This is a genomic window from Paenibacillus sp. D51F (genome assembly GCF_053345695.1).
This window is the reverse complement of sequence record NZ_JBKFAO010000006.1, coordinates 1-22358: the sequence shown is the minus strand read 5'-3', so window position 1 is coordinate 22358 and position 22358 is coordinate 1. Positions and strand designations below refer to the sequence as shown.

Below are 22358 nucleotides of genomic sequence, written 5' to 3'. Positions count from 1 at the left end.
TAATCCATGGCAGGGCAATCCGTCAAAGACGCCGCCGCTTCTTCATGAAACGTTCATGTGCTGGATTAATCTTCCATCATGGAAGGAAGACCGATCGGATGCTTCCGGCCTTTTCCTTGATGCCGCATACTTCATCGATGCGCTTCGCGTTCTTGCTGACGGTGGCGACCGATGTTCCGTAGCGCTGCGCCACTTCTTGGTAGGAGATGGCGCGGCGGTGCATCTTGGCCGTCAAGTATTCCAGCGCCGCAGACCATCCTTCCGCCTTGCCCAGCTTCGGCACATCGGGATAGACGCGCGTCAGGAAGTCGACCCAGAGCGTCATCAGCTCATACTGCTGGATCAAGCCGTACTGCTTGCCCATTTTCTCATAGGCCGCATCCAGTACGAGCTGCCATTTCTCTTCCCATACCGGCAGCCTGGACGGCCCGGAGCCTGGGGCAAGCTGCCTGGCTTCTCCGCCCATCACCACAGGAAGGGTATCCTCCACGCCGATGGAACGAAGAGCGAACAGCGCCATCCGCTTGAGATCGTCATCCTCTTCCGGTTCGAGCAGGAGCGCCTGAAGGGCTTCCTTCACCTCATGGTCCGCGATCAAGGCGAGCGCCTGGATCACCTGAAGCTTCGTCTTGCGGTCTCCGTTGCGCAGCGCCCAGAAGAAGGAGGAGCGCACGAGAGGATTCGTCTTCATGACGTCAGGCATGCCGCCCGGCAGCTTCTCCCACATCCGGAACTGCTCCTCGAACGGAAGGTGGTAGTGGTAGCTGGCCGCGATCGGCTCCCTGGAAAGTTCTCCCCGCTGAAGCTGCTCCAAGTAATAAGGAGCGACGTCGGACTGCGGATCCCGCTTCAGCGCCTGGCGCCATAGCTGGCGGGCTTCTTCCGGGCGGCCGACATGGAGCGCGGCAACGGCGGCATAGTGGTACAAGGAGCCGTCGCTCTCCGCCGAACCTTCCTTGATTAGGCGCTTGAAGTGGCGCAGCGCACACTCGTGCTCCCCTAGAATGCCCATCGTAGTTGCCAATTTAAACACATGCTCCTGATGAAAAGGAAGCGTCCGGCTCAGCAAGCCAGCCAAAGGCGCGAGCTTTTCCGCTTCGCCGGCATGCTGATAGAAAATAGCCAGATTGCAGAGAGCGTGGAGATTCCCTTCCTCCAGCTCGAGCACTTCGAGAATCGTTTCCATCGCCCTCTCGAATTGCCCCATATAATAGTAAGCCAGCGCCAGATTGTTGCGCGCGGCGAGAAAATCGGCATTGCCGGCAACGATCGATTCCAGCAGCTTGGCGGCCTGGGCGAACTTGCCTTCCTCCAGAAGAGCGCGGGCCTGGTCATGCTCGGCGGCTCCGCCGCGGGCTTTGATCGTGACGACCGGGGTCGGACGCTTCAGCTCGTACTGCAGCAGCTCCATCATTTCCTCGGAATCCTCCAGATAATGCCCTTCCGCGTCTTCTTCCAGGTAGCGGACAAGCGCATGCTCCGCTTTTTCGTACTGCTCCATATTGGCGTAGTTGTTGGCCAGATAGAAGTAACATTCCGTCATGCCCGAATCGACAGACTCCAAAATCTCGATCAGGATCCGGTTCGATTCCTCGTAGCTGCCCATCTCCGACAGGATGCCGGCCAGATTGCAGTGATTGACGGGATTCTCCGGCTCGTACTCGACGGCCCGGCGAAAATACTTCAGCGCCTTGTCGTAGTGATAGCGGTCCATCGAGCGCACGGCGCGCTCGAAGAAGAACGTTGCGTCCCACTGGATCGGTATAATCTTTGCTGCCTGGTCCGCAGCCGTTCTTTTCTCCTCTTCCACCCGGTCAAGGCACCTCCTTCTTCTATCTCCCAAAACTCGAATGCATCCGATTATACCATAACCGTTCCTTCCTTACACGGTAGAAAATGTGGAATGAACGACCGATTCCCCTAGAGAAAAAAAAGCGGAAGGCCGGGACGGCCTTCCGCTTTGATGATGCCGGCTCTCCCTCGACGATTGGGAAGGGACCTGTCCGCCTCCGAGGCGGCTAGATGCCGGCGTTCTTGAACAGGGTGCTGATGGAGCCGCCCTGCATGATGATCTTGGTCGCATCCGCGAGCATAGGCGCGACGGAGAGGACCTTGAAGCGGTCGGAACGGATCTCGGGAAGCGTAATCGAATCCGTCACGACGACCTCCTTGATCAGCGGATGGTCTAGCTTCTGGATGGCGTTGCCGGAGAAGAGCGGATGCGTCGCGCAGACGTAAACGTCCTCGGCCCCGCGCTCCTTGAGCCCCTCGACGACGTTGACGATCGTCGTGCCGGTATCGATCAGATCCTCGATGATGATCGGCGTCTGCCCTTCCACGTCCCCGATGACGTGGGTGATGACCGACTCGTTGTGGGCCGGGCGTTTTTTGATCATGATTGCGAATGGCGAGTCCAGGTAGTTGGCCAGCTTCTCAGCGGTAGATGCCCGGCCTGCATCCGGAGATACGACGACGGGATTCTTGATGTTCTTGCTCTTGAGATAGTCGCTGATGAGGTCAAGAGCCGTGAGATGGTCCACCGGAATATTGAAGAAGCCTTGGATAGCCGGAGCATGAAGATCGATGGTGATGATGCGCGTCGCTCCGACGGTAGTCAGGATGTCCGCCAGCATCTTGGCCGAGATCGGCTCGCGCGGCGCGGACTTACGCTCCTGGCGCGCATAGCCGTAGTACGGCATGATGATGTTGACGGTCTTGGCCGATGCGCGCTTGGCGGCATCGATCATGACGAGAAGCTCCACCAGATGCTCGTTGATGGGATACGAGAACGACTGCACCAGGAACACGTGGCAGTTCCGGATCGTCTCCTCGTAGTGGCAGTAAATCTCTCCGCTCTTGAACTTGGACAGCTTGATCGCCCCGAGCGGCAGTCCCAGTTCCCCGCTGATCTTCTTCGCCAGTTCCGGATTCGACGAACCCGAGAAAATTCGCAACTTGTCGCTAAACATGATACCCTCCTGAGCGTTCCAACCAAAAATTTGACATCATCCTGCTAAACTCCTGCATGTTCGACACGTCTATTATACATGGTATGCCGCAGAATTCAAAAATCAATAAGTACCCGTTTTCGGCTCTGGAACGTGGCAAGCTGCCCGTAACCGGCTTCTTTCAGCCTCATGCGCGCTTCCGGCAAGTATTGCTCCAGCCGCTCGGGCTGATGGCAGTCGGAGCCGAGAGTTACCGGAATGCCTAGCTCGCAGGCTTTTTTCAGCATCCGCGGCCCAGGGAACATTTCCGCGCAAGGCATCCGCAGTCCCGATGCGTTCAGCTCGATCGCCAGATCGGCCTCCCGGACCGCTTCCAGCGCCGCGTCCTCCAGGCGGGTCACGTCGTCCTGCGGACGGAAGCCGAACCGCTTGATGACGTCGATATGCCCGATATAATCGTACAAGCCGCTTCGCGCGGCTTTGCCGACCGCATCGTAGTAGCGCTCGTAGACGGCCATAGGGTCGCGCATCTCCCAGCCGCCCGTCTGCCGAAAGTCGGTAATGTCCCAAGTGCCGAGAAAATGGACCGAGCCGATGACGTAATCCCACGGATAAGCATCGATCAGCTCCGCTATTTTTTCCTCCCAGCCTTCGATATAATCGCCTTCCATTCCGACCCGGATGTCGATGGCGCCTTTGTATTTCTCCTTGAGCGCCAGCGCCTCTTCGACATAACGGGGAAGCTCGTCCATCGCCATCGCCATTCCGGGATAATACTCATGCGGCTTGACGTGCAGCAACGGCATGTGGTCGGACAGGCCGATCTGGTCCAGTCCGGTCGCGATCGCCTGGCGGACGTAGTCCTCCAGGCCGCCGACGGCGTGGCCGCAGCGCTCGTGGTGGGTGTGATAGTCGATGCGGATGCTCATTGGGTTTTCTCCTTCGCTTGGATGGAATTCGCTTGAGGTTGCGGGCCGCTTCGCGGCTGGGTATGCACAATTGGTGCGCTTCGCGGCTGGGTATGCACATTCGGTGCGCTTCGCGGCTGGGTATGCACATTCGGTGCGCTTCGCGGCTGGGTATGCACAATTGTTGCGCTTCGCGGCTGACCATTCTTCCGATCGCTGTTGAAGCCATATTCTCTTCATTAAAAGGTATTTATAGGTAAGAATATGTCTTCAAAGGCGACCACTTGCGTTTCTTCAGAACGGTCAGTCCGCTTTCGCGGATATGTGCATCTAAATCCGAGCGCAAGCGGGCCCTGCTACGCGGCGCGATGAGCGCAAGCGGGCCCGGCTACGCGGCGCGATGAGCGCAAGCGGGCCCGGCTTCGCGGCGCGATGAGCGCACGCGGGCCCGGCTTCGCGGCGCGATGAGCGCACGCGGGCGCCTGCTTCGCGGCGCGACGAGCGCACGCGGGCCCGGCTTCGCGGCGCGATGAGCGCACGCGGGCCCGGCTTCGCGGCGCGATGAGCGCACGCGGGCCCTGCTCCGCGGCGCGACGAGCGCACGCGGGCCCTGGCTATGCGGCGCGATGAGCGCACGCGGGCCCTGGCTATGCGGCGCGATGAGCGCACGCGGGCCCTGCTCCGCGGCGCGATGAGCGCACGCGGGCTCTGCGGGTTTCCGTAGTTTAGCGGCAGCGGACTGACCGTTCTGTAGAAGCGTAAGCGTTCGCCTTTGAAGGCGTATTCCAACCAAATATTATCCAAATAAAAGGAATACGGCTTCAACAGCGATCGGAAGAATGGTCAGCCGCGAAGCGATCTTCTACGGTATGCCCGCAGAGAGAGGCGCTCCCAGTCAGCCGCGGAGCGGTATTCTACGGTATTCCCGCGGAGCGATCTTCTACGGCATGCCCACGGAGCGACGCTCCCCCAGTCAGCCGCGAAGCCGCCTTCACCTACAACAGCAGCCCGCATCGCTAAAAGCGAGCGGGCCACCAAAGTGGTCAGCGGTTCATCTTGTTCGTCGTCGGCTTGCCATGCCGCTCGCGGAGAACGTCCATGACGGAGTCCAACGGAAGCCCGCGTTCGCGAAGCAGAACCATCAAATGGAAGATCAAGTCGCCCGCCTCGGAGCCAAGCTCGGCGTTGTCGCCGTTTTTGGCCGCGATGACCACCTCGATGCTCTCCTCGCCGAACTTCTTGAGGATCTTGTCCAGCCCCTTCTCGAACAGGTAGGACGTGTAAGCTCCTTCGGGCCGCTCCGCATACCGCTCCGAGATTGTCCGCTCCAATTCGCCCAGCATGTCGAAGCGGCTCGCCTCAGCCGATACGGAATCTCCCGAAGAGCCCGCCACCGGAAGCGGATTGTGGAAGCAGCTGTATTTGCCCGTATGGCAGGCCGGCCCCTTCTGATCCACGAGGACCAAAAGAGTATCCCCGTCGCAGTCATAGCTCAGCGAGCGGATCCGCTGCGTATGGCCGCTCGTCGCGCCCTTATGCCACAGCTCGCTGCGGGAGCGGCTCCAGAACCAGGTTTCGCCGCTTTCCAGCGAAAGGCGCAGCGATTCCTCGTTCATGTAGGCGAGCATCAGCACTTCCTTGGAAACCGCGTCCTGCACGATGGCGGGCACAAGCCCGGACGCATCATATTTGATCGCATCGAGATTGGCGGCATCCGCCGTCCCGTGCGCCATTTCCTTGCCGCTCATCGGACCTCGACTCCTTCCCGGCGCAGCTCATCCTTGACTGCCGCGACCGTCAGCTCCTTATAATGGAAGATCGTCGCCGCCAGCCCCGCATCGGCGCGTCCTTCTCGGAACACCTCGCCGAAATGCTCCGTCCGCCCGGCGCCGCCGGAGGCGATGACCGGAATGCCTGCCGCATCCGAGACCGCCCGGGTCAGCGCGATGTCGAACCCGTCCTTCGTGCCGTCGGCATCCATGCTGGTCAAGAGAAGCTCCCCCGCGCCGAGAGACTCGGCCTGCCGCACCCACTCCAGCGCACGGATGCCGGCAGCCTTGCGGCCGCCGTGAGTGTAGACTTCCCACTCTCCCCACTCCGGATTGAACTTGGCGTCGACCGCAACGACGATGCACTGGGAGCCGAAGCGCCGCGCTCCGTCCGAGATCAGCTGCGGATTGAGCACCGCCGCCGTATTGATGCCGATCTTGTCCGCTCCCGCGCGGAGAATCCGCTTCATGTCGTCGACCTGGGAGATCCCCCCGCCCACTGTGAACGGAATCGTAATTTCCCCCGCCGTGCGCCGGACGACTTCGATCATCGTCGCTCTGCCTTCGACAGAGGCGGATATGTCGAGAAAGACGAGTTCGTCGGCGCCTTCACGGTCATAAAGCGCCGCAAGCTCGACAGGATCGCCCGCGTCGCGGAGATTGACGAAGTTGACGCCCTTGACGACGCGTCCGTCCTTCACGTCCAGGCAGGGAATGATGCGTTTGGCTAACATAGGCGCTACCTCTTTTCTGAAAATCGAACTCTGCGGCTAGTTCAGCTCGCGTACGGCATCGGATAGCGCGATCGCTCCGGTATACAGGGCTTTTCCGACGATGGCTCCGCTGATGCCCTCTTCCTTGTAGGCCGCCAGCGCGCGCAGATCCTCGATCCGGCTGACTCCGCCCGAAGCGATGACATCGGCTCCGGAATACGCCGCCAGCGAACGAATGGCCTCGACGTTCGGACCTTCCATCATTCCATCGCGGGAAATATCCGTGAAGATGAAGGTCGCCGCGCCTTTCGCCGCCAGCTCCCGTGCCAGCTCCTCCGCCCGGACCTCGGACGTCTCCAGCCATCCTCGCGTCGCGACCAGTCCGTCGCGCGCATCGATGCCGATCGCTACCCGGTCTCCGTGCTGGCCAAGCACTCTCTCCACAAAAGCCCGGTCTTCAATCGCCGCCGTGCCGAGAATGATCCGCCGGACTCCAAGCCCGAGCAGCCGCTCCACATCGGCCTCCGAGCGAAGGCCTCCGCCAAGCTGCACCGGAACGTCGACCGCGGCCGCGATCTGCCCGATCAGCTCCGCATTCACGGGATGTCCCGCCTTGGCTCCGTCGAGATCGACGAGATGTATCCAGGCAGCGCCCTGCGCCTGCCATTCCAGCGCCGCGTTCACGGGGCTGTCGTTGTAGACCGTCTCCTGGCTGTAGTCGCCTTGCACGAGACGGACGGCGCGGCCGCCGCGGATATCGATGGCCGGGTAGATGGTGAACTTGGACATAACGTTGATTCCTCCACAAATGAGATGGGCAAGCCGCAGGCTTGCCGAAACGGATGATGATTCCGGCCAGGCAGCTTGTCTCCAAGAGTCAGACTGAGGAAAATCGAGCAGCCGGCTCAGTACAGCAGCCCGGCAGCCTCATCTCCGACTTGCGGATTATCCGCGAGCCAAGCCGAGGAAATTGCGCAGCAGGCTCATGCCGAGCTCGCCGCTTTTTTCCGGATGGAACTGCATGCCGTACACGTTGCCTCGTCCTACGATGGCCGTAACAGGCTGATGATAGTCGGCCGTCGCGATCAGATCGCTCTCTTCGCCGACATGGACATGATAGGAGTGGACGAAGTAGACATGCCCCTCCTCCAGACCCGCCGTCAGCGGACTGGGCTGCAGGAAGTCCAGGCGGTTCCAGCCCATATGAGGAATCTTGTAGTCCCCCTCGAAACGCACGACCCGGCCCGGCAGCAAGCCAAGCCCTTCATGGCTGCCATGCTCCTCGCCTTCGGCGAACAGCAGCTGCATGCCGAGGCAGATGCCGAGCAGCGGCTTGCCCGAAGCCGCGTACGCCCGCGTTGCATCGTCCATGCCGGTCTCGCGCAGATACGCCATCGCATCCCCGAAAGCGCCGACGCCGGGAAGGATGGCGGCATCCGCGCCGAGTATCTCGTCCCTGTCCGCGGTCACGACGGCTTCGAATCCGAGCCGCTCCACCGCTTTGCTGACGCTGTGCAGATTGCCGAGGCCGTAATCGATGATCGCGATCATCTACAGCACGCCCTTCGTCGAAGGCACTCCCTGCACGCGCGGGTCGATGGAGGTCGCCTCGTCCAAGGCGCGTCCAAGCGCTTTGAACACCGCTTCGATCATATGATGCGTGTTTTTGCCGTAATGGACGATGACGTGGAGGGTGAAGCGGCCCTCGAGCGCCAGCTTCCACAGGAATTCATGCACGAGCTCCGTGGAGAAGCTGCCCACCTGCTGGGAAGGATACTCCGCCCGATACTCGAAATGCGGCCTGTTGCTGAGATCGATGACAACCTGGGCGAGAGCTTCGTCCATCGGGACGAACACGCTCGCATAACGCTTGATTCCCCGCTTGTCGCCAAGCGCCTCCTGCAGCGTCTGTCCGAGGCAGATGCCGATGTCCTCTACCGTGTGATGATCGTCGATATCGACGTCGCCGCGCGCTTCGACCTTCAGGTCGAACTGCCCGTGCTTCGTGAACAGATCCAACATATGGTTCAGAAAAGGAACATCCGTCTCGATCTCCGAGCGGCCGCTTCCATCTACGCCGAACGCGAGCTTGATGTCGGTTTCGTTCGTCTTGCGCGCCACCTCGGCGCGGCGGTCTTGTTGCGGCTTGTTGTCGTCTTGTGCCATCTCTTATTCCCTCTTTCCGTCCGTTGCTTGGTTCGCCGCTCCTGCGGCGGGTGCGGCCTCCCGCTCCAAACGCACTTCGATCGCGCGGGCATGGCCTTCCAGTCCTTCATGCCGAGCCAGCGTCATGATCGCTTGGCCGTCCCGCAGCAGCGCCTCGCGGCTGTACGAGATCAGGCTGGATTTTTTGATGAAGTCGTCCACATTGACCGGAGAGCTGAACCTCGCCGTGCCGTTGGTCGGGATGATATGGTTCGGTCCTGCGTAGTAATCGCCGACAGGCTCCGAGCTGTACGGCCCGAGGAAGATCGCTCCGGCATTCTCGATGGAGCCGAGCAGCGCCATCGGGTCGGCGGTCAGCACCTCCAGATGCTCCGGCGCGAGCCGGTTGACGATGTCCACGCCGGCTGCGATGGAATCGACCAGCAGGATGGCTCCATGCCGGTCGATCGACTCCCTCGCGATCGCAGCGCGCGGCAGCAGCGCCAGCTGGCGCTCCACCTCCGCTGCTGTCGCTTCAGCAAGCTCTCTCGACGGCGTAATGAGAATGCTCGACGCCATCTCGTCATGCTCCGCCTGCGACAGCAGGTCGGCTGCGACATAGGCCGGCTCGGCCGTATCGTCGGCCAGCACCGCGATCTCGCTCGGCCCGGCTATGCTGTCGATATCGACGGCGCCATAGACGGCGCGTTTGGCGAGGGCGACGTAGATGTTGCCGGGACCGCAGATTTTGTCCACCGGCGGGATGCTCTCCGTTCCGTAGGCAAGCGCGGCGATCGCCTGCGCTCCGCCGACGCGGTACATCTCCTTGACGCCGGCTTCGGCCGCCGCCACGAGGATGTACGGGTCGACGCCCGCTTTGCCACCCGTCGCCGGAGGCGTGACCATGACGATCTCAGGAACGCCGGCGACCTGCGCCGGAATGACGTTCATCAGCACGGAAGACGGATAAGCGGCTTTGCCGCCTGGCACATAAACGCCTACCCGCTTCAAGGGACGCAGCACTTGGCCCAGCACGGTGCCGTCCGGCTGCACGTCCATCCAGGACTGGCGCCGCTGGCGCTCATGGTAGCGGCGGATATTCGCAGCCGCGCCGCGAATGGCGTCCAGGAAATCCGGCTCCACCCGGCTGTAGGCGGCTTGGATCTCCTCTTCCGTCACCCGCAGGTCCGACGCCGAGAGAGACACGCCGTCGTATTTTTCCGTCAGCTCCAGCAGCGCTTCATCGCCGCGTGTCCGCAGAGCTTCCACCGTGCTCCGCACCGACTCATTCTGTTCCGGGGTTCCATATTCCACTTCCCGGGTCAACTTGAACTGCTCCGCCCGCATTATGCGCATGCAGCTTCCCCCTTCCTATCATTATCGCTTCTTCGAGCAGTTTTTCGCCTCAAGCCCTTTCGGAAGCGGATCTCCTCCTAGCGGTGCGACTCCAGACGCTCCAAAAGCAAATCCAGCGTCAGATCCGCCATGGACTCCAGCTGCAAGTCGGCTCCGCTGAACGTCAAATGCCGTGTGACGGAGTTCGGAATCACGACCGTCCGCATGCCGGCAGCGCGGGCAGCCGTGAAGCCGTTGAGCGAATCCTCGAACGATATGGCCTCATGTCCGTGGACGCCAAGCTCTCTCAGCGAGGCGAGGTAGAGCTCGGGATCCGGCTTGATTCGCTTCACTTTATCCTTCGTCTGGAAAGAATCGAAGCGATCCAGCAGTCCATGCTTCGTCAGCAAAGGCTCGATCCAGCCCCAGGAAGAGCTGGATGCCAGACCGACGGCAAGCCCCAGCTCGCGGGCGCGCGCCAGATTCTCCCGGACTCCCGGCAGGATGGAAGACTCCTGGACGATAGACGAATAAATCTCCTTGAACCGGGTTTCGATGAGATCTCTCTCCATCGGCTTGCCCAGGATTTCATCCAAATAAGCATAAGGGTCGAAAGCCGCGAAGGAGGTTCCGACGCACCTGGCGTACATTTCCAGCGGAAGCTCCGCTCCATGCTCGCGGTATACCCGATCGAACGCCTCGTAGGAAGGCGTCTCCGTATCCAGAATCAGTCCGTCAAAATCGAAGACCACTGCCTTGATTGCCGTCATCGCCATTCCTCCGTCTGAATCGGTCCCGTGAAGGCTTCTTGGACCGATGATTCTCATCTGATCTCTAAGCCTTCGCGCCCAATGCCGCCTGAAGACGATCGCAAAGACTCTGGATCGCATCGTTCTTCATGCGGTAGCTGACACGGTTGGCGATCAGCCTGCTCGTGATGCTGAAGATTTCTTCCATCTCCACAAGCCCGTTGTCGCGCAGCGTCTGTCCGGTTTCCACCATATCGACGATCCGGTCGGCAAGGCCGATCAGAGGAGCCAGCTCGATGGAGCCGTTCAGCTTGATGACCTCGACCTGCTGGCCGCGCTCCCGGAAATACTGGGAAGCTACCGCAGGATATTTTGTCGCGACGCGAGGATTGATGACCGGCTTCCAGTCCGGCAGCCCGATGACCGACATGCGGCAGCGGGCGATGCCCAGATCAAGCAGCTCGTAGACGTCCTTGTTTTCCTCCATCAGCACGTCCTTGCCGACGACGCCGATATCAGCGACGCCATATTCCACATACGTAGGCACGTCGACGGGCTTGGCCATGATGAATTCCATGCGCGCTTCCGGCACTTCGACGATCAGCTTCCTCGATTCGTCGACCTCTTCGTTGATAAGGAGGCCCGCTTCCCGGAACAGCCGGGAGGCTTGCTTGTAGATGCGTCCTTTCGGCATCGCGACCTTGAGAATATCGCCTTCTGCCCTGCCGTCCGTTCTCATCGCTCGTCCCCCTCCTCTTGGTTCCCGTCAAAGAAGGGCAGGAACGTCCCATACACCATGCCGCCATATTTCACGGACTCGCCGTCGGCAAGACGCCGTGCGGTGCGCTCCGGCTCTTCGCTGCCCTGGACTTCGCCATGGCGGATTCCCGGAGCCTCCATGCGGGCCGTCACGACCGCCGCTCCTTGCCCTCTCAGCCGGATCGCTTCGGCAAGAGCGCGCTCGCGCCCCTGGCCGTCGTATCCGATCAGAATCCGGCGCGGAGCTTCCTGCTCCTCACCGACCAGCTCCAGCACCCGGGTCGTCTTGACCGCGAAGCCGGTTGCCGGCGCCGGGCGCCCGAACTGCTGGAGAAGGTTGTCGTACCGCCCGCCTCCGACGACGGGAAATCCGAGATCCGCCGCATAACCCTCGAAGGTCATGCCCGTATAATACGAAAAATCTCCGATCATCGTCAGGTCGATCAGCACATGCTCGCTCACGCCGTACGCCTCCAGCACATCCCATATCTCGCACAGATGGCGAATCGACTCTCGGGCCTTGTCATTCGGCGTCAGGCTCATCGCCTGCGTGCAGATTTCCTGGCCGCCCCGAAGGCGGAGCAGCCCCTTCAGCTCCTGCTGGACCTGCTCGGTCAGCCCCAATCTTCCAAGTTGGTCCCGGTACCCGACATGATCCCGGTTGAGCAGATAATCCTTGAGCTTGCCCTGGCATTCCGCCCGCCCCGGCAGCAGCTCTTCCAGCAATCCGTTCAGAAAGCCCACGTGGCCGACCGCAATGCGGAATTTCTCTACCCCCGCAGCTTGCAGGGATGCGATCGCAAGGGCGATGACCTCGGCATCCGCTTCCGCAGACGCATCGCCGACCAGCTCGACGCCCGTCTGGAAAAACTCCGCATCCCGTCCCGCTTCGTTCTCGAACGCGCGGAATACGCTGGAATGGTAGGAGAGACGCAGCGGAAACGGCTGCTCCCGCAGCAGAGAGGATACGACACGCGCGATCGGCGCGGTCATATCGGAACGAAGCACGAGCGTCGTTCCGCGGTTGTTCAGCAGCTTGAACAGCCGCTGATCGGACGTCGAGCTGGCGACGCCTACGGTGTCGTAATATTCAAGCGTAGGGGTCATGATCTGATCGTAGCCCCATCGTTCCATGCAGCTCAGCACGCTGCTTTCGATCTGCCTGAGCTTGGATACGGCATGGGGGAGATAGTCCTTGACGCCTACCGGTTTTTCAAATACTTTTGGTTTGGACATCGGTCTTGTCTCCTAATATAGACAGACGCTTGAAGCAAGGAGCTTCAAACATTCGCTTTAGTAAGTTAATGTGCTACCAAGTTACCATACTGCCAAAGTAAAGGTATTTGTAATCCTATCATGATTCGGTCTCTCCCGTCAACCGGACACGAGCCGCCTGAACCGCCTTGCTTGCGGGTTCGGGCGGCTCGTGCCATACGGTATTAGAGTGAGAGAGATCGGTCCTTATGAGGGACCGCAGAGATCGCCATGGGCCGACCTCAAGGATTGCTTCCCCGAGCTTGACGACAGCTCGTTGATTGGTTATTGAGACTTCGACGCACGCTGAGACAGCTTCTTGCGGCGCAGAATCATGACCTCCCAGGCCGATCGCAGCCATAGGGCGCCGACAAACATGACGAGCAGAGGAAGCGCGAGCAGCAGGTAGGCCCGATCCGGAGGCTGATAGCGATTGTGGCCGATCAGACGGGGAGCCTCCTTCATGAGCTCGATCTGCAGCTCGGGATCGTTAGCCGCTCCACCGGCATTAAGCCGGAATCCGTTCCATCTGCCTGGACCGTTCATGCCCGGCTTCACCGTCAACGTCACGTTGATGCCGAGCTCCTTGCATGTGCGAAGCAGCGGCCGCGAGAAAGCCCCGTATGGAAAGGCGAGCACATCGTTGCGCACGCCGAGTTCCTTCTGCAGCTTCCGATTGGCATGGTCAAGGTCCTCGCGAATGCGGCTTTCGTATTCTTTCTCGGTCTCCCGTCTGCCAAGGCCGCTCCGGTAAATCCTTCCGGCCAGAAGAGGCACCAGCTTGTTTCCCTTCTCATTCTCCGGCGCATAAGCATGGGAATCGTACGTATGGCTGTAAAAATCCATTCCATGCTTGCGCATGGTTCTCATCTGTTCCCAGGTCAGCTTCGGCACGCCGGTATGCTTGGAGTTTCCAATCGTGCCGGCAATGACGAAGTTGGTCGCGGTCAGCCGTTGCTTGAGCAATACGGGATAGGCATATCGGTAAAAGGATTCGTAGCCGTCATCGAATGTAAGCAGAACCGCGTTATCGGGCACCGGCTTGCGCTTCAGGATAAAAGCCTTGTATTCATCCATGCTGATGACATGGAAGTTGTTGTCGCGCATAAGCTCGAGTTGCCGCTCCAGCTTGTCCAAGGCCAGCGCCTTCGTGTCCGAAGGGGTCGGCTGAACGTCATGGTACATCAGGACAATGACTTTATTGCGGTAATAGATGCCCTTGGGCGTCCGTTCTCCGGGCTTCAGATCCTTATATTCCCCTCCGGCTGCTTCCTCGCTCATCGCAGGGGCTTCCGACAGCAGCCGCTTGACGGCCGGGAAGTGCTCCCGGTAGCGAACGGCAGCCGCACCGGCAGCCGTCAGGCACAGAACGAAGGCCAGGACAGCCGACAGCAGCCAAAACCGCTTGACGGTACTCAATCGCGTTCTCTCCTTGCAGGGTGGACTGGCATTCTCAATAGAGGCCAATCCTGTAAACGAGTCCTGTCCGCAAAAAGTTGCCTTGGCTTCCTGGCTTCAATCCTGAATATGTCCTGAATATGTCCTGAATATGTCCCAATCTATGTCCTGTCTATGTCCTGCTTCAGTCCTGTTCGCGAATGATCCGGAACGGATTCCCTCCTACGAATGCGCCGGCAGGCACATCCCGATGGACCAGAGAACCGGCGGCCACGACAGCGCCGTCGCCGATCGTCACTCCGGGGAGGATCGTCGTATTCGCTCCGATCATGACGTTGGAGCCGATCACGACATCTCCCAGCCGGTATTCATGGATCAAATATTCGTGGGTCAGGATAGTCGTATTGTAGCCGATGATGCAGTTGTCCCCCACTGTGATCCGCTCGGGAAAAAAGACGTCCACCATGACCATGAGCGCGAACGACGTCGTCTTGCCGACCCGCATGCCGAGAATCCGGCGGTAGATCCAGTTTTTGACCGGCAGGGAGGGGCAATAGCGGGAGATCTGGATGGCGGCGAAGTTGCGTACCGCCTTGAAGCGGCTTACCGTCCGGTATACCTGCCACAGCGCATTCGGCCCGTCGGTCGGATAACGCTCGACGTTCCTCACCGGGCCTCCTGCTCCAATCCGAGCAGGGCATACAGATCCCTCATGTCCTGAAGGACATGGGCAGCCCCGTATTCGCGCAGCAGCGCCTCACCCTTGAGAGACCAGGCGACGCCGACCGGCACAGCTCCCGCCTCGAGAGCGGACTGGATGTCCACCGTGCTGTCGCCGACCATCATCGTCTCCTCCGGCTTCGCTCCCAGCATCTCCATGGCGCGCAGGACCGGCTCCGGGTGCGGCTTCGGGTTGTCTACGTCATCCAGCGTGACGATGGCATCCATATAGTCCAGCAGTCCCGTCAGGCGAAGCCCTTTTTCCGTGGACATGCGGATCTTCGTCGTGACGACGCCAAGCTTGTAGCCTGCCGCCTTGAGCCGCTCCAGCACCTCGGCCGTATGCGGGAACGGCACGACGAGATCGTCATGCAGCTTCATATTCATTTCCCGGTACAGGGAAATCAGATGCGAGGTTTCTTCCTGGCCGGAGAAATGCTTCATCTGGTCGACCAGAGTGAGGCCCATATAAGGGATCATCTGCTCCCGCCCGAAGTCTGCGGGGACAATTCCCTGCAGCGCGTGGAGGAAGGAGCGCATGATCAATTCATTCGTGTCGAGAATGGTGCCGTCCAAGTCAAAAAGTAGGTTTCGTATGGGTGTTTTCATCGTGATGATTCTCCTTTATTGCTTCGGAAACGGGCTGTGCTTCCTGTGGCTCTTCGCCAGCGGGAAGTCCGGTCTTGCGGTTGATGACCGGGTCGGAATACCGCTCCGCGGCAAGTCCTGTCGACCGGCGGACGATAATCATGACGATGCAGAGCAGGATGGCGAGAACGGCGATCAGCTGAGAGCTGCGGACGTTGCCATAGGCCGGATCCAGATAGCCCGGTTCGAACAGGATCTTCATCGGGGACCACAGGCCGTTCATCAGGGATTCGAGCCAAGCGGGACCTGCAAAGGCAAGGCTGTCCGTACGCAGCCCTTCAATGAAGAAGCGGCCGATCGAATACCAGATCAGGTAGGTGAAGAACATTTCTCCGGCGCGGACCCAAGGACGGCGGCGAAGGACAAAGATAAGCAGGATGCCGATGATGTTCCATACCGATTCGTACAAGAAAGTCGGATGATGGAACTGGCCGGTGCTTTCCACATACATCTGGTCCACGATCCAGTCCGGCAGATGCAGCTCGCCGCTCAGGAACCGGCGCGTTACGGGGCCGCCGTAGGCTTCCTGGTTGACGAAGTTGCCCCAGCGGCCGATGATCTGGCCGATCAGCAGAGACGGGGCGCATATATCGACGATGCGCCAGAAATTGAAGCCTTTGCGGCGCACATAGAAAATCGCGCAAATAATGGCGCCGATCAAGGCTCCGTAGATAGCGATGCCGCCGTTCCAGATCGCCAGGATCTCACCTGGATGCTGGCGGTAATAATCCCATTTGAACAGGACGAAGTAGGCGCGGGCCGCTATGATCGCGGATGGGACCCCGAGCAGCAGCAGGTCCATGAAGAAATCGGACGAGATGCCGAAGCGCTTGCCTTCCCGGATCGCCAGCACCAGTCCCATCAGAGCCCCCAGTCCGAGAATGATTCCATACCAGTGGACCGTTATCGGTCCAAGCTCGAAGGCTATGGGATTGATACGAAGAGAGTATTCCGTCATCGTTGCCGACCTCTTTCCATAGGAAGATTGCCCTTATTCATAGTCGTCCATGTCATCAGCGATCGTTTCGGTAAGCTTGTTCGTGAACTGCAGCGCGGCGTTGTATCCCATCCGCTTCAAGCGGTAGTTCATCGCGGCGACTTCGATGATGACGGCAAGGTTGCGTCCAGGGCGGACGGGAACCGTCACGAGCGGAACATCCGTCTCGATGATACGGGTCGTCTCCTCGTCCAGGCCGAGGCGGTCGTACTGCTTCTCCGGCTGCCAATTCTCGAGCTTGATGACCACGCTGATGCGCTTGTTGTTGCGGATGGCGCCCGCGCCGAACAGCGTCATCACATTGATGATGCCCAGACCCCGAATCTCCAGCAGATGCCGGATCAGCTCCGGAGCCGTTCCGTGCAGCTGGCCGTCCGATGTTTGCCTGATCTCGACGGCATCATCCGCGACAAGCCGGTGGCCGCGCTTCACGAGCTCGAGCGCCGTCTCGCTTTTGCCGATGCCGCTGCCGCCGGTAATGAGGATGCCCATGCCGTACACATCCACGAGAACGCCATGGATAGTCGTTGTCGGCGCAAGCCGGCGCTCCAGGAAGTTGGTCAGGCGGCTGGAGAAGATCGTCGTTGAAATCTGGCTTCGCAGCACCGGAATATGCTTCTCCGCCGCTTGCTCGATCAGCTCGAGCGGCGGTTCCAATCCGCGGGTGAGCATGATGCATGGCGTCTCATCGTTGCACAGCTTTTCCAATCTCTCCTTGCGCTCCCGGCTGTCCAGCGTCTGGATGAACGCCAATTCCGTCTTGCCGAGCAATTGAACCCGCTCTTTCGGGTAATAATGGAAATAGCCGGCCATCTCCAGCGCGGGCCGGTACAGATCGTCGGTCGTTATGATTCGCTGCATGCCGTCTTCTCCTGCCAGAATCTCCAGTTGAAACGGCTGCACCAATTCGGATACCTTGACTTTTTTAGCCATGAGGGCCCTCCTGTATGTCTCCCTGTTCCAGGGCATATGTACGTTGCTTGCGGGCATTCGTAGAGCCTTCTGCCTATTAGTTCCATCCTAAAGGAAAACGGGCACCAGCGCAACGTAGCGTGCATCCACAACATTTACGCGATCCATTGCGTCCATTACAATGGATCTAGCAGACTACCATCAAGCGAGGTGGAAAAATGCGCTCCAAACGAATTCATCGCGGCAGCCGGAGCCGTTTCACCCGGCCCGCTCTTATTGCCGTTGCCCTTGCGGCTGCAGCTGTCGGCTCGGCATGGGCCGAATACGGCCCCTCCCATCATAGCTTCGTATCGACATCCGGACTGCAGCCTGTCGCGGCTGCTCCAGCCAAGACTCGGGCTGTGGACGAGTCGACCGTTTCCTGGCCGCCCGTAACTGGCCTGACGAATGCACAAAGCCAGGAAATCGCTAGAAGAATCGGATCCATGAGTACAGAAGAGAAGGTCGGACAACTGGTCATCGCAGGCGTGGAAGGAATCAAGCCGGACAAAGAAACCGAAACTTTGGTCCGAGACTACCGCGTCGGGGGATTCATTCTTTTCCGAGACAATATGAAGACTCTGCAAGGAACCGTTGATTTCCTCAATAGCCTCAAGGCTCTGAACAAGGCGGAAGGAAATCTCCCGCTTTTGCTCGGGGTCGATGAAGAGGGCGGCAAAGTGACTCGGATGCCGGCATCGGTCGAGAAAATACCGAGCAGCGGCGTCATCGGCCAGTCAGGCAATGCGGCATACGCACGCGATGTCAGCCAATTGCTGGCGAGGAGGGTCAAAGCATTCGGCTTCTCCGTTGACTTTGCTCCCGTACTCGACGTCAACAGCAATCCGGACAATCCGGTCATCGGCGACCGCTCTTACGGCAATAACCCTCAGCTTGTATCCAAGCTGGGAACTACCGCCATGCTGGGCTTCAAGAAGGAGGGCATCCTCGGTGTCCTCAAGCATTTCCCAGGGCATGGAGATACATCCGTCGACTCCCATAAGCAGCTTCCCGTCACCAGCAACGGCTTAAGCAGGCTGGAGGAGGTGGAGCTTCCGCCGTTCCAGGCCGCCATCGACCAGGGAGCGGACGCCGTGATGGTCGCTCATATTCTGCTGCCCAAGCTGGACTCCGAGTATCCGGCTTCGATGTCCAAGCCTGTCATTACCGGACTGCTGCGGGATAAGATGAAATTCAACGGACTTGTGTTCAGCGACGATCTGACCATGGGGGCCATCCTGGACAACTACGATGTCGGAGATGCGGCTGTCCGAACCATATCTGCCGGCGGAGATATCGTCATTGTCTCGCATGGCAATGACAATATCATCCATGTGCTGCAGAAGCTTCGGCAAGCTGCTGCCGACGGATCGATATCCGCCTCTCGGCTGAACGAAAGCGTCTACCGCATCATGGCTCGCAAGCTCCAGTACAAGATGACAGACGGCAAGGTAAGCTCTATTTCGGTCGATCAGCTCAATAAGGATGCCCTCAAAGTGCTGGATGCCTATCGAAAGTAAGTCCGTTTATTCTTTTTGAAAGCAGCTCATGGACATCGGGATAAAGGCCAATCGGCAAGAGTCGGCTGGCCTGACCCTATATGCAAAAAGGCTGCCGATCATGTTCCCATGATCGGCAGCCTTTTTTATCTTATGATTAGTTCTCGAACAGGTTCAGCTCAGTCGCTTTGTCGAAGACATGAACTTTGTTCATATCCAGAGCGAGCTTGACGCTCGTGCCGTCACGCATGCCGGAACGTCCGTCAACGCGGGCGATAACCGTATCGTTGCCGATTCCGTTCAGGTACAGGTACATTTCGTGGCCAAGGTTCTCCGCCACTTCGATGTTGGCATTGACGATGCTGTTAGGCGATGCTTCCAGGAAGACCGGCTCTTCGTGCAGATCCTCAGGACGAACACCCAGAACGACTTCCTTGCCTACGAAGCCTTTGTCGCGCAGGACGTTGGCTTTGCCTTCAGGAAGAACAACATCAACACCCGAAGCCTTGAAGCGCATCGCGCCGCCTACTTCGCTCAGCGTGCCGGTGATGAAGTTCATCGCTGGGGCGCCGATAAATCCGGCTACGAAGATGTTCAGCGGGTGGTTGTAAAGCTCATCCGGGGTTGCGTTTTGCTGAATGAGGCCGTCTTTCATGACAACGATGCGATCGCCCATGGTCATGGCTTCGATCTGGTCATGCGTTACGTAGATCGTCGTCGTTTCCAGACGTTTCGTCAGCTTGCTGATCTCAGCGCGCATTTGGCCGCGGAGCTTGGCGTCAAGGTTGGAAAGCGGTTCGTCCATCAGGAACACTTGCGGTTCGCGGACGATAGCGCGGCCCAGGGCGACACGTTGGCGTTGGCCGCCGGAGAGAGCTTTCGGCTTGCGCTCCAGAAGATGTTCGATGTCAAGAATTTTTGCCGCTTCGCGAACGCGCTTATCGATGTCCGCTTTTTTGAACTTGCGCAGCTTCAGGCCGAAAGCCATGTTCTGGTACACGTTCATGTGCGGGTACAGGGCGTAGGATTGGAATACCATCGCGATGTCGCGGTCTTTAGGGGCGACATCGTTCACAAGGCGATCGCCGATGAACAGCTTGCCTTCGGAGATTTCCTCCAGACCAGCGATCATGCGGAGCGTCGTGGATTTGCCGCAGCCGGAAGGACCGACCAGAACGAGGAATTCCTTATCCTTGATGTCCAGGTTGATGTCTTTTACCGATGCGTTGTCGGATCCAGGGTATTTCTTGTAAACATGTTCTAAACGTACGCCTGCCATGTTTGTTTCCCCCTATGTGAGTGAGTAGGTGATACCTCTACGGTTGAATGATCTTATGAATCTATATTAACCGAAGATGTAAGCGTATGACTATGCACAAACCCTACAAAAAAACTAAGGTCTTTTCGTGACTTTATCCAATAGCAGAATGATCTTCACCATGACGGCGTCTCGGAACAGCCTGACGTCCAGTCCCGTTTCCTGCTTCAGCTTGTCCAATCGGTAAAGAAGGGTATTCCGGTGGATATACAGCTTCTTCGCCGTCTCGCTTACATTGCAGTCCAAGGTGAAGAACGTCTCCAGCGTCGTGAGGATCTCCGGCTCCATGTAATAATCCGACCGGCTGAGCGTCTGTTCGATGAACTTGCTGCGCTCCCGTTCCGGAATGGAGCTGAGCAGCCTCTGGAGATGCAGCTGCCAAGGCAGATGAAGGTTGGAGCCGACATGGAACCGCCTTCCCAGCTCGACCGTCTCCTTCAGCAGAGCCGCGCTGTCGACAAGCGACTTCAGAGGCTGCATCGGCAGCGACAGCGCCAGATGGCATTCGCCCAGCCATTCGCTCGCCAGCATCTCATGAAGGCCGAGGCCGATGGATTTCAAGCTTTCTTCCTCCGATTCGTCCTCTTCGGTTCCTTCCAGCTGGGAATCCCTAAGCAGGGATACCGGACTCAGAATGAGCCATTCATTGCGCTGAAGCGGAATCAGCAGCACTTCCTCCGGGAAGAAAGACAGGAGCAGCTTCTCAAGCTCGCTGTAAGAATCGTCGGCCGCTCCGGGATATTCCCGCACGAGCAGAATCGGAATCATCTCGGCGTACAGCCGGCCGCCCTCGGCTAACGAAGCCGGCAGCGGATCATGTCTCGAGCTGTCCAGTTGGCCATTGATCCAGCGACCCAGTTCGGCTGCCGTCTTCTCCATCCCCGTCGCCGGCTTGACGTTCCAGGCACGATCCGGCCTGGCGTACTTAAGCGTCAAACGGAGAAGCCGCATTTCGGTTTCTGATAGAGGCTCCGTACGGTTGATTTCCAGGCACTCGACCTTCATCCCGTCTCCGGTCAGCCTCACCAATAGTCGGTCCTTGTCTACAATCCAATTTCCATTCTGCTCCGCCTTGATGCCGCCGCCTGCCATGTCCCGCCACTGCGCCGCGGAGAGCTGGCGAATATCGAGATCCGTCCCTAGAATGCCGCGCAGTTCCTCCAGCCACTCTCCTGATGCCATCGTATGTCCCGCCTCCTGCGCACCAGCCCTTGCGGGCCGTATGCATCCATATATAAGCAAGTTTACCATGAAGGCATTCCTACCCGCCAACCTCGTCGCCGGTAGAGCATGATTTGCGATTGAAATAACCTGACTTTGCGATTAACTTCAACCAGCTTTGCGATTAACTTCAACCAGCCAGAAATGCCTGTTAAAATTTTATTTTCGATTAAAAAACAAAAAAACACAGACATCGTCTGTGCTTGGAATGTTCAATTATTGGGGAAGAAGTGAGCCATGAAGGACTCGAACCTTCGACACCCTGATTAAAAGTCAGGTGCTCTACCAACTGAGCTAATGGCTCTTAAAAATGAAGTGGTGGAGGGCGATGGATTCGAACCACCGAACTCGTCAGAGAACAGATTTACAGTCTGCTGCGTTTGGCCACTTCGCTAGCCCTCCACAATTGCTCTAAGATGCGCCTTATAGCTCACTTAGAAATTCAATGGTGGCTTGGGACGGAATCGAACCGCCGACACAAGGATTTTCAGTCCTTTGCTCTACCAACTGAGCTACCAAGCCGTGCGTAAATGAAAAAATGGCGGAGCTGACGGGATTCGAACCCGCGGTCTCCTGCGTGACAGGCAGGCATGTTAGGCCTCTACACCACAGCTCCAGGAAGATATGGTGGAAGCTGAGGGGATCGAACCCCCGACCCTCTGCTTGTAAGGCAGATGCTCTCCCAGCTGAGCTAAGCTTCCATATAGTGGTAGCGGCGAAGGGAATCGAACCCCCGACCTCACGGGTATGAACCGTACGCTCTAGCCAGCTGAGCTACACCGCCACATTTTTTCAGGTAAGGCATCGCCAAATGCCCAAACAATTGGTCTCGCTCCATTGTACTTGACACTGGAAACGTGAGGCAATTGCGCCCTGAAAACTGGATCGAACGAATAAGATGGATGCTGAGTCCATTTGCTTTTCTTACCATAGGATAAGCCCTCGACCGATTAGTATTCGTCAGCTGCACGCATTGCTGCGCTTCCACCCCGAACCTATCAACCTGGTCGTCTACCAGGGGTCTTA

At 58.7% G+C, this 22358-nt stretch carries 20 protein-coding genes, 6 tRNA genes and 1 rRNA gene; 1 reads left to right on the top strand and 26 read right to left on the bottom strand.

Annotated features, from left to right (window positions below; translation table 11 throughout):
* Nucleotides 1–76 precede the first annotated feature (76 nt).
* The 17 genes from ACLBWT_RS12505 to hprK form a co-directional block, all read right to left on the bottom strand.
* A complete protein-coding gene (locus ACLBWT_RS12505; protein ID WP_447663445.1) occupies nucleotides 77–1810 on the bottom strand; it encodes a tetratricopeptide repeat protein in 1734 nt (577 codons plus the stop codon).
* 208 nt (nucleotides 1811–2018) lie between these two features.
* Entirely contained in the window at nucleotides 2019–2969 is a 951-nt protein-coding gene (locus tag ACLBWT_RS12500) for a ribose-phosphate diphosphokinase (RefSeq protein WP_048745346.1), read from the bottom strand.
* Between the two features lie 95 nt (nucleotides 2970–3064).
* Nucleotides 3065–3871, bottom strand: coding sequence for a histidinol-phosphatase HisJ (gene hisJ / locus ACLBWT_RS12495; RefSeq protein ID WP_447663694.1), 807 nt, complete (start codon nucleotides 3869–3871; stop codon nucleotides 3065–3067).
* A gap of 1028 nt (nucleotides 3872–4899) precedes the next feature.
* Nucleotides 4900–5604 (bottom strand): bifunctional phosphoribosyl-AMP cyclohydrolase/phosphoribosyl-ATP diphosphatase HisIE, encoded by a 705-nt coding sequence (gene hisIE, locus ACLBWT_RS12490; RefSeq protein ID WP_447663444.1) that lies wholly within the window; start codon nucleotides 5602–5604, stop codon nucleotides 4900–4902.
* The gene (hisF, locus tag ACLBWT_RS12485; protein WP_447663443.1) at nucleotides 5601–6359 is read right to left on the bottom strand and encodes an imidazole glycerol phosphate synthase subunit HisF; all 759 of its coding nucleotides are present in this window, start codon (nucleotides 6357–6359) and stop codon (nucleotides 5601–5603) included. Before hisF ends, hisIE begins: the two co-directional genes overlap by 4 nt.
* A gap of 36 nt (nucleotides 6360–6395) precedes the next feature.
* Entirely contained in the window at nucleotides 6396–7127 is a 732-nt protein-coding gene (gene hisA / locus ACLBWT_RS12480; RefSeq protein WP_447663442.1) for a 1-(5-phosphoribosyl)-5-[(5-phosphoribosylamino)methylideneamino]imidazole-4-carboxamide isomerase, read from the bottom strand.
* A 156-nt stretch (nucleotides 7128–7283) separates the two neighbouring features.
* Nucleotides 7284–7889 (bottom strand): imidazole glycerol phosphate synthase subunit HisH, encoded by a 606-nt coding sequence (gene hisH, locus ACLBWT_RS12475; RefSeq protein WP_447663441.1) that lies wholly within the window; start codon nucleotides 7887–7889, stop codon nucleotides 7284–7286.
* Complete coding sequence (hisB, locus tag ACLBWT_RS12470) at nucleotides 7890–8504, bottom strand: imidazoleglycerol-phosphate dehydratase HisB (protein WP_447663440.1); 615 nt, start codon at nucleotides 8502–8504, stop codon at nucleotides 7890–7892.
* Between the two features lie 3 nt (nucleotides 8505–8507).
* Complete coding sequence (hisD, locus tag ACLBWT_RS12465; RefSeq protein WP_447663439.1) at nucleotides 8508–9839, bottom strand: histidinol dehydrogenase; 1332 nt, start codon at nucleotides 9837–9839, stop codon at nucleotides 8508–8510.
* A gap of 77 nt (nucleotides 9840–9916) precedes the next feature.
* Nucleotides 9917–10588, bottom strand: coding sequence for an HAD family hydrolase (locus ACLBWT_RS12460; RefSeq protein ID WP_447663438.1), 672 nt, complete (start codon nucleotides 10586–10588; stop codon nucleotides 9917–9919).
* A gap of 64 nt (nucleotides 10589–10652) precedes the next feature.
* Complete coding sequence (gene hisG / locus ACLBWT_RS12455; RefSeq protein WP_447663437.1) at nucleotides 10653–11306, bottom strand: ATP phosphoribosyltransferase; 654 nt, start codon at nucleotides 11304–11306, stop codon at nucleotides 10653–10655.
* The gene (locus ACLBWT_RS12450; RefSeq protein WP_447663436.1) at nucleotides 11303–12562 is read right to left on the bottom strand and encodes an ATP phosphoribosyltransferase regulatory subunit; all 1260 of its coding nucleotides are present in this window, start codon (nucleotides 12560–12562) and stop codon (nucleotides 11303–11305) included. The genes hisG and ACLBWT_RS12450 overlap by 4 nt, the downstream gene beginning before the upstream one ends.
* A 303-nt stretch (nucleotides 12563–12865) precedes the next feature.
* Complete coding sequence (locus ACLBWT_RS12445) at nucleotides 12866–13999, bottom strand: polysaccharide deacetylase family protein (protein ID WP_447663435.1); 1134 nt, start codon at nucleotides 13997–13999, stop codon at nucleotides 12866–12868.
* 163 nt (nucleotides 14000–14162) lie between these two features.
* Nucleotides 14163–14648 carry an acyltransferase gene (locus ACLBWT_RS12440; RefSeq protein ID WP_447663434.1) on the bottom strand — a complete coding sequence of 162 codons (486 nt, stop codon included), beginning with the start codon at nucleotides 14646–14648 and terminating at the stop codon, nucleotides 14163–14165.
* Nucleotides 14645–15307 (bottom strand): pyrophosphatase PpaX, encoded by a 663-nt coding sequence (gene ppaX / locus ACLBWT_RS12435; RefSeq protein WP_447663433.1) that lies wholly within the window; start codon nucleotides 15305–15307, stop codon nucleotides 14645–14647. The genes ACLBWT_RS12440 and ppaX overlap by 4 nt, the downstream gene beginning before the upstream one ends.
* Nucleotides 15276–16304, bottom strand: a complete 1029-nt coding sequence (gene lgt / locus ACLBWT_RS12430; RefSeq protein WP_447663432.1) for a prolipoprotein diacylglyceryl transferase — start codon at nucleotides 16302–16304, stop codon at nucleotides 15276–15278. Before lgt ends, ppaX begins: the two co-directional genes overlap by 32 nt.
* A 33-nt stretch (nucleotides 16305–16337) precedes the next feature.
* Nucleotides 16338–17276 carry an HPr(Ser) kinase/phosphatase gene (gene hprK, locus ACLBWT_RS12425; protein ID WP_048748380.1) on the bottom strand — a complete coding sequence of 313 codons (939 nt, stop codon included), beginning with the start codon at nucleotides 17274–17276 and terminating at the stop codon, nucleotides 16338–16340.
* Nucleotides 17277–17473: 197 nt separating this feature from the next.
* On the opposite strand from hprK, the gene nagZ reads away from it, so the two are divergent.
* Nucleotides 17474–18814, top strand: a complete 1341-nt coding sequence (gene nagZ, locus ACLBWT_RS12420; RefSeq protein ID WP_447663431.1) for a beta-N-acetylhexosaminidase — start codon at nucleotides 17474–17476, stop codon at nucleotides 18812–18814.
* A gap of 136 nt (nucleotides 18815–18950) precedes the next feature.
* On the opposite strand, the gene ACLBWT_RS12415 is transcribed toward nagZ, so the two are convergent.
* The 9 genes from ACLBWT_RS12415 to ACLBWT_RS12375 all read right to left on the bottom strand — a co-directional run.
* Nucleotides 18951–20072 carry an ABC transporter ATP-binding protein gene (locus ACLBWT_RS12415; RefSeq protein WP_447663430.1) on the bottom strand — a complete coding sequence of 374 codons (1122 nt, stop codon included), beginning with the start codon at nucleotides 20070–20072 and terminating at the stop codon, nucleotides 18951–18953.
* Between the two features lie 114 nt (nucleotides 20073–20186).
* Nucleotides 20187–21293, bottom strand: a complete 1107-nt coding sequence (locus tag ACLBWT_RS12410; protein ID WP_447663429.1) for a PucR family transcriptional regulator — start codon at nucleotides 21291–21293, stop codon at nucleotides 20187–20189.
* Nucleotides 21294–21563: 270 nt separating this feature from the next.
* Nucleotides 21564–21636, bottom strand: a tRNA-Lys gene (locus ACLBWT_RS12405).
* A gap of 12 nt (nucleotides 21637–21648) precedes the next feature.
* Nucleotides 21649–21734: transfer RNA gene (locus ACLBWT_RS12400), tRNA-Tyr, on the bottom strand.
* 44 nt (nucleotides 21735–21778) lie between these two features.
* Nucleotides 21779–21854 (bottom strand) — tRNA-Phe (locus ACLBWT_RS12395).
* Nucleotides 21855–21871: 17 nt separating this feature from the next.
* Nucleotides 21872–21948: transfer RNA gene (locus ACLBWT_RS12390), tRNA-Asp, on the bottom strand.
* Nucleotides 21949–21957: 9 nt separating this feature from the next.
* Nucleotides 21958–22033 (bottom strand) — tRNA-Val (locus ACLBWT_RS12385).
* A 6-nt stretch (nucleotides 22034–22039) separates the two neighbouring features.
* Nucleotides 22040–22116 (bottom strand) — tRNA-Met (locus tag ACLBWT_RS12380).
* 146 nt (nucleotides 22117–22262) lie between these two features.
* Nucleotides 22263–22358, bottom strand: a 23S ribosomal RNA gene (locus ACLBWT_RS12375); the annotation flags it as partial.

What these genes read in the sequence shown, in the direction of transcription:
- ACLBWT_RS12500 (WP_048745346.1), bottom strand. Translation starts at nt 2,969, where the DNA reads ATGTTTAGCGACAAGTTGCGAATTTTCTCGGGTTCGTCGAATCCGGAA.
- hisIE (WP_447663444.1), bottom strand. Translation starts at nt 5,604, where the DNA reads ATGAGCGGCAAGGAAATGGCGCACGGGACGGCGGATGCCGCCAATCTC.
- hisF (WP_447663443.1), bottom strand. Translation starts at nt 6,359, where the DNA reads ATGTTAGCCAAACGCATCATTCCCTGCCTGGACGTGAAGGACGGACGC.
- hisA (WP_447663442.1), bottom strand. Translation starts at nt 7,127, where the DNA reads ATGTCCAAGTTCACCATCTACCCGGCCATCGATATCCGCGGCGGCCGC.
- hisH (WP_447663441.1), bottom strand. Translation starts at nt 7,889, where the DNA reads ATGATCGCGATCATCGATTACGGCCTCGGCAATCTGCACAGCGTCAGC.
- hisB (WP_447663440.1), bottom strand. Translation starts at nt 8,504, where the DNA reads ATGGCACAAGACGACAACAAGCCGCAACAAGACCGCCGCGCCGAGGTG.
- hisD (WP_447663439.1), bottom strand. Translation starts at nt 9,839, where the DNA reads ATGCGCATAATGCGGGCGGAGCAGTTCAAGTTGACCCGGGAAGTGGAA.
- ACLBWT_RS12460 (WP_447663438.1), bottom strand. Translation starts at nt 10,588, where the DNA reads ATGACGGCAATCAAGGCAGTGGTCTTCGATTTTGACGGACTGATTCTG.
- hisG (WP_447663437.1), bottom strand. Translation starts at nt 11,306, where the DNA reads ATGAGAACGGACGGCAGGGCAGAAGGCGATATTCTCAAGGTCGCGATG.
- ACLBWT_RS12450 (WP_447663436.1), bottom strand. Translation starts at nt 12,562, where the DNA reads ATGTCCAAACCAAAAGTATTTGAAAAACCGGTAGGCGTCAAGGACTAT.
- ppaX (WP_447663433.1), bottom strand. Translation starts at nt 15,307, where the DNA reads ATGAAAACACCCATACGAAACCTACTTTTTGACTTGGACGGCACCATT.
- lgt (WP_447663432.1), bottom strand. Translation starts at nt 16,304, where the DNA reads ATGACGGAATACTCTCTTCGTATCAATCCCATAGCCTTCGAGCTTGGA.
- hprK (WP_048748380.1), bottom strand. Translation starts at nt 17,276, where the DNA reads ATGGCTAAAAAAGTCAAGGTATCCGAATTGGTGCAGCCGTTTCAACTG.
- nagZ (WP_447663431.1), top strand. Translation starts at nt 17,474, where the DNA reads ATGCGCTCCAAACGAATTCATCGCGGCAGCCGGAGCCGTTTCACCCGG.
- ACLBWT_RS12415 (WP_447663430.1), bottom strand. Translation starts at nt 20,072, where the DNA reads ATGGCAGGCGTACGTTTAGAACATGTTTACAAGAAATACCCTGGATCC.
- ACLBWT_RS12410 (WP_447663429.1), bottom strand. Translation starts at nt 21,293, where the DNA reads ATGGCATCAGGAGAGTGGCTGGAGGAACTGCGCGGCATTCTAGGGACG.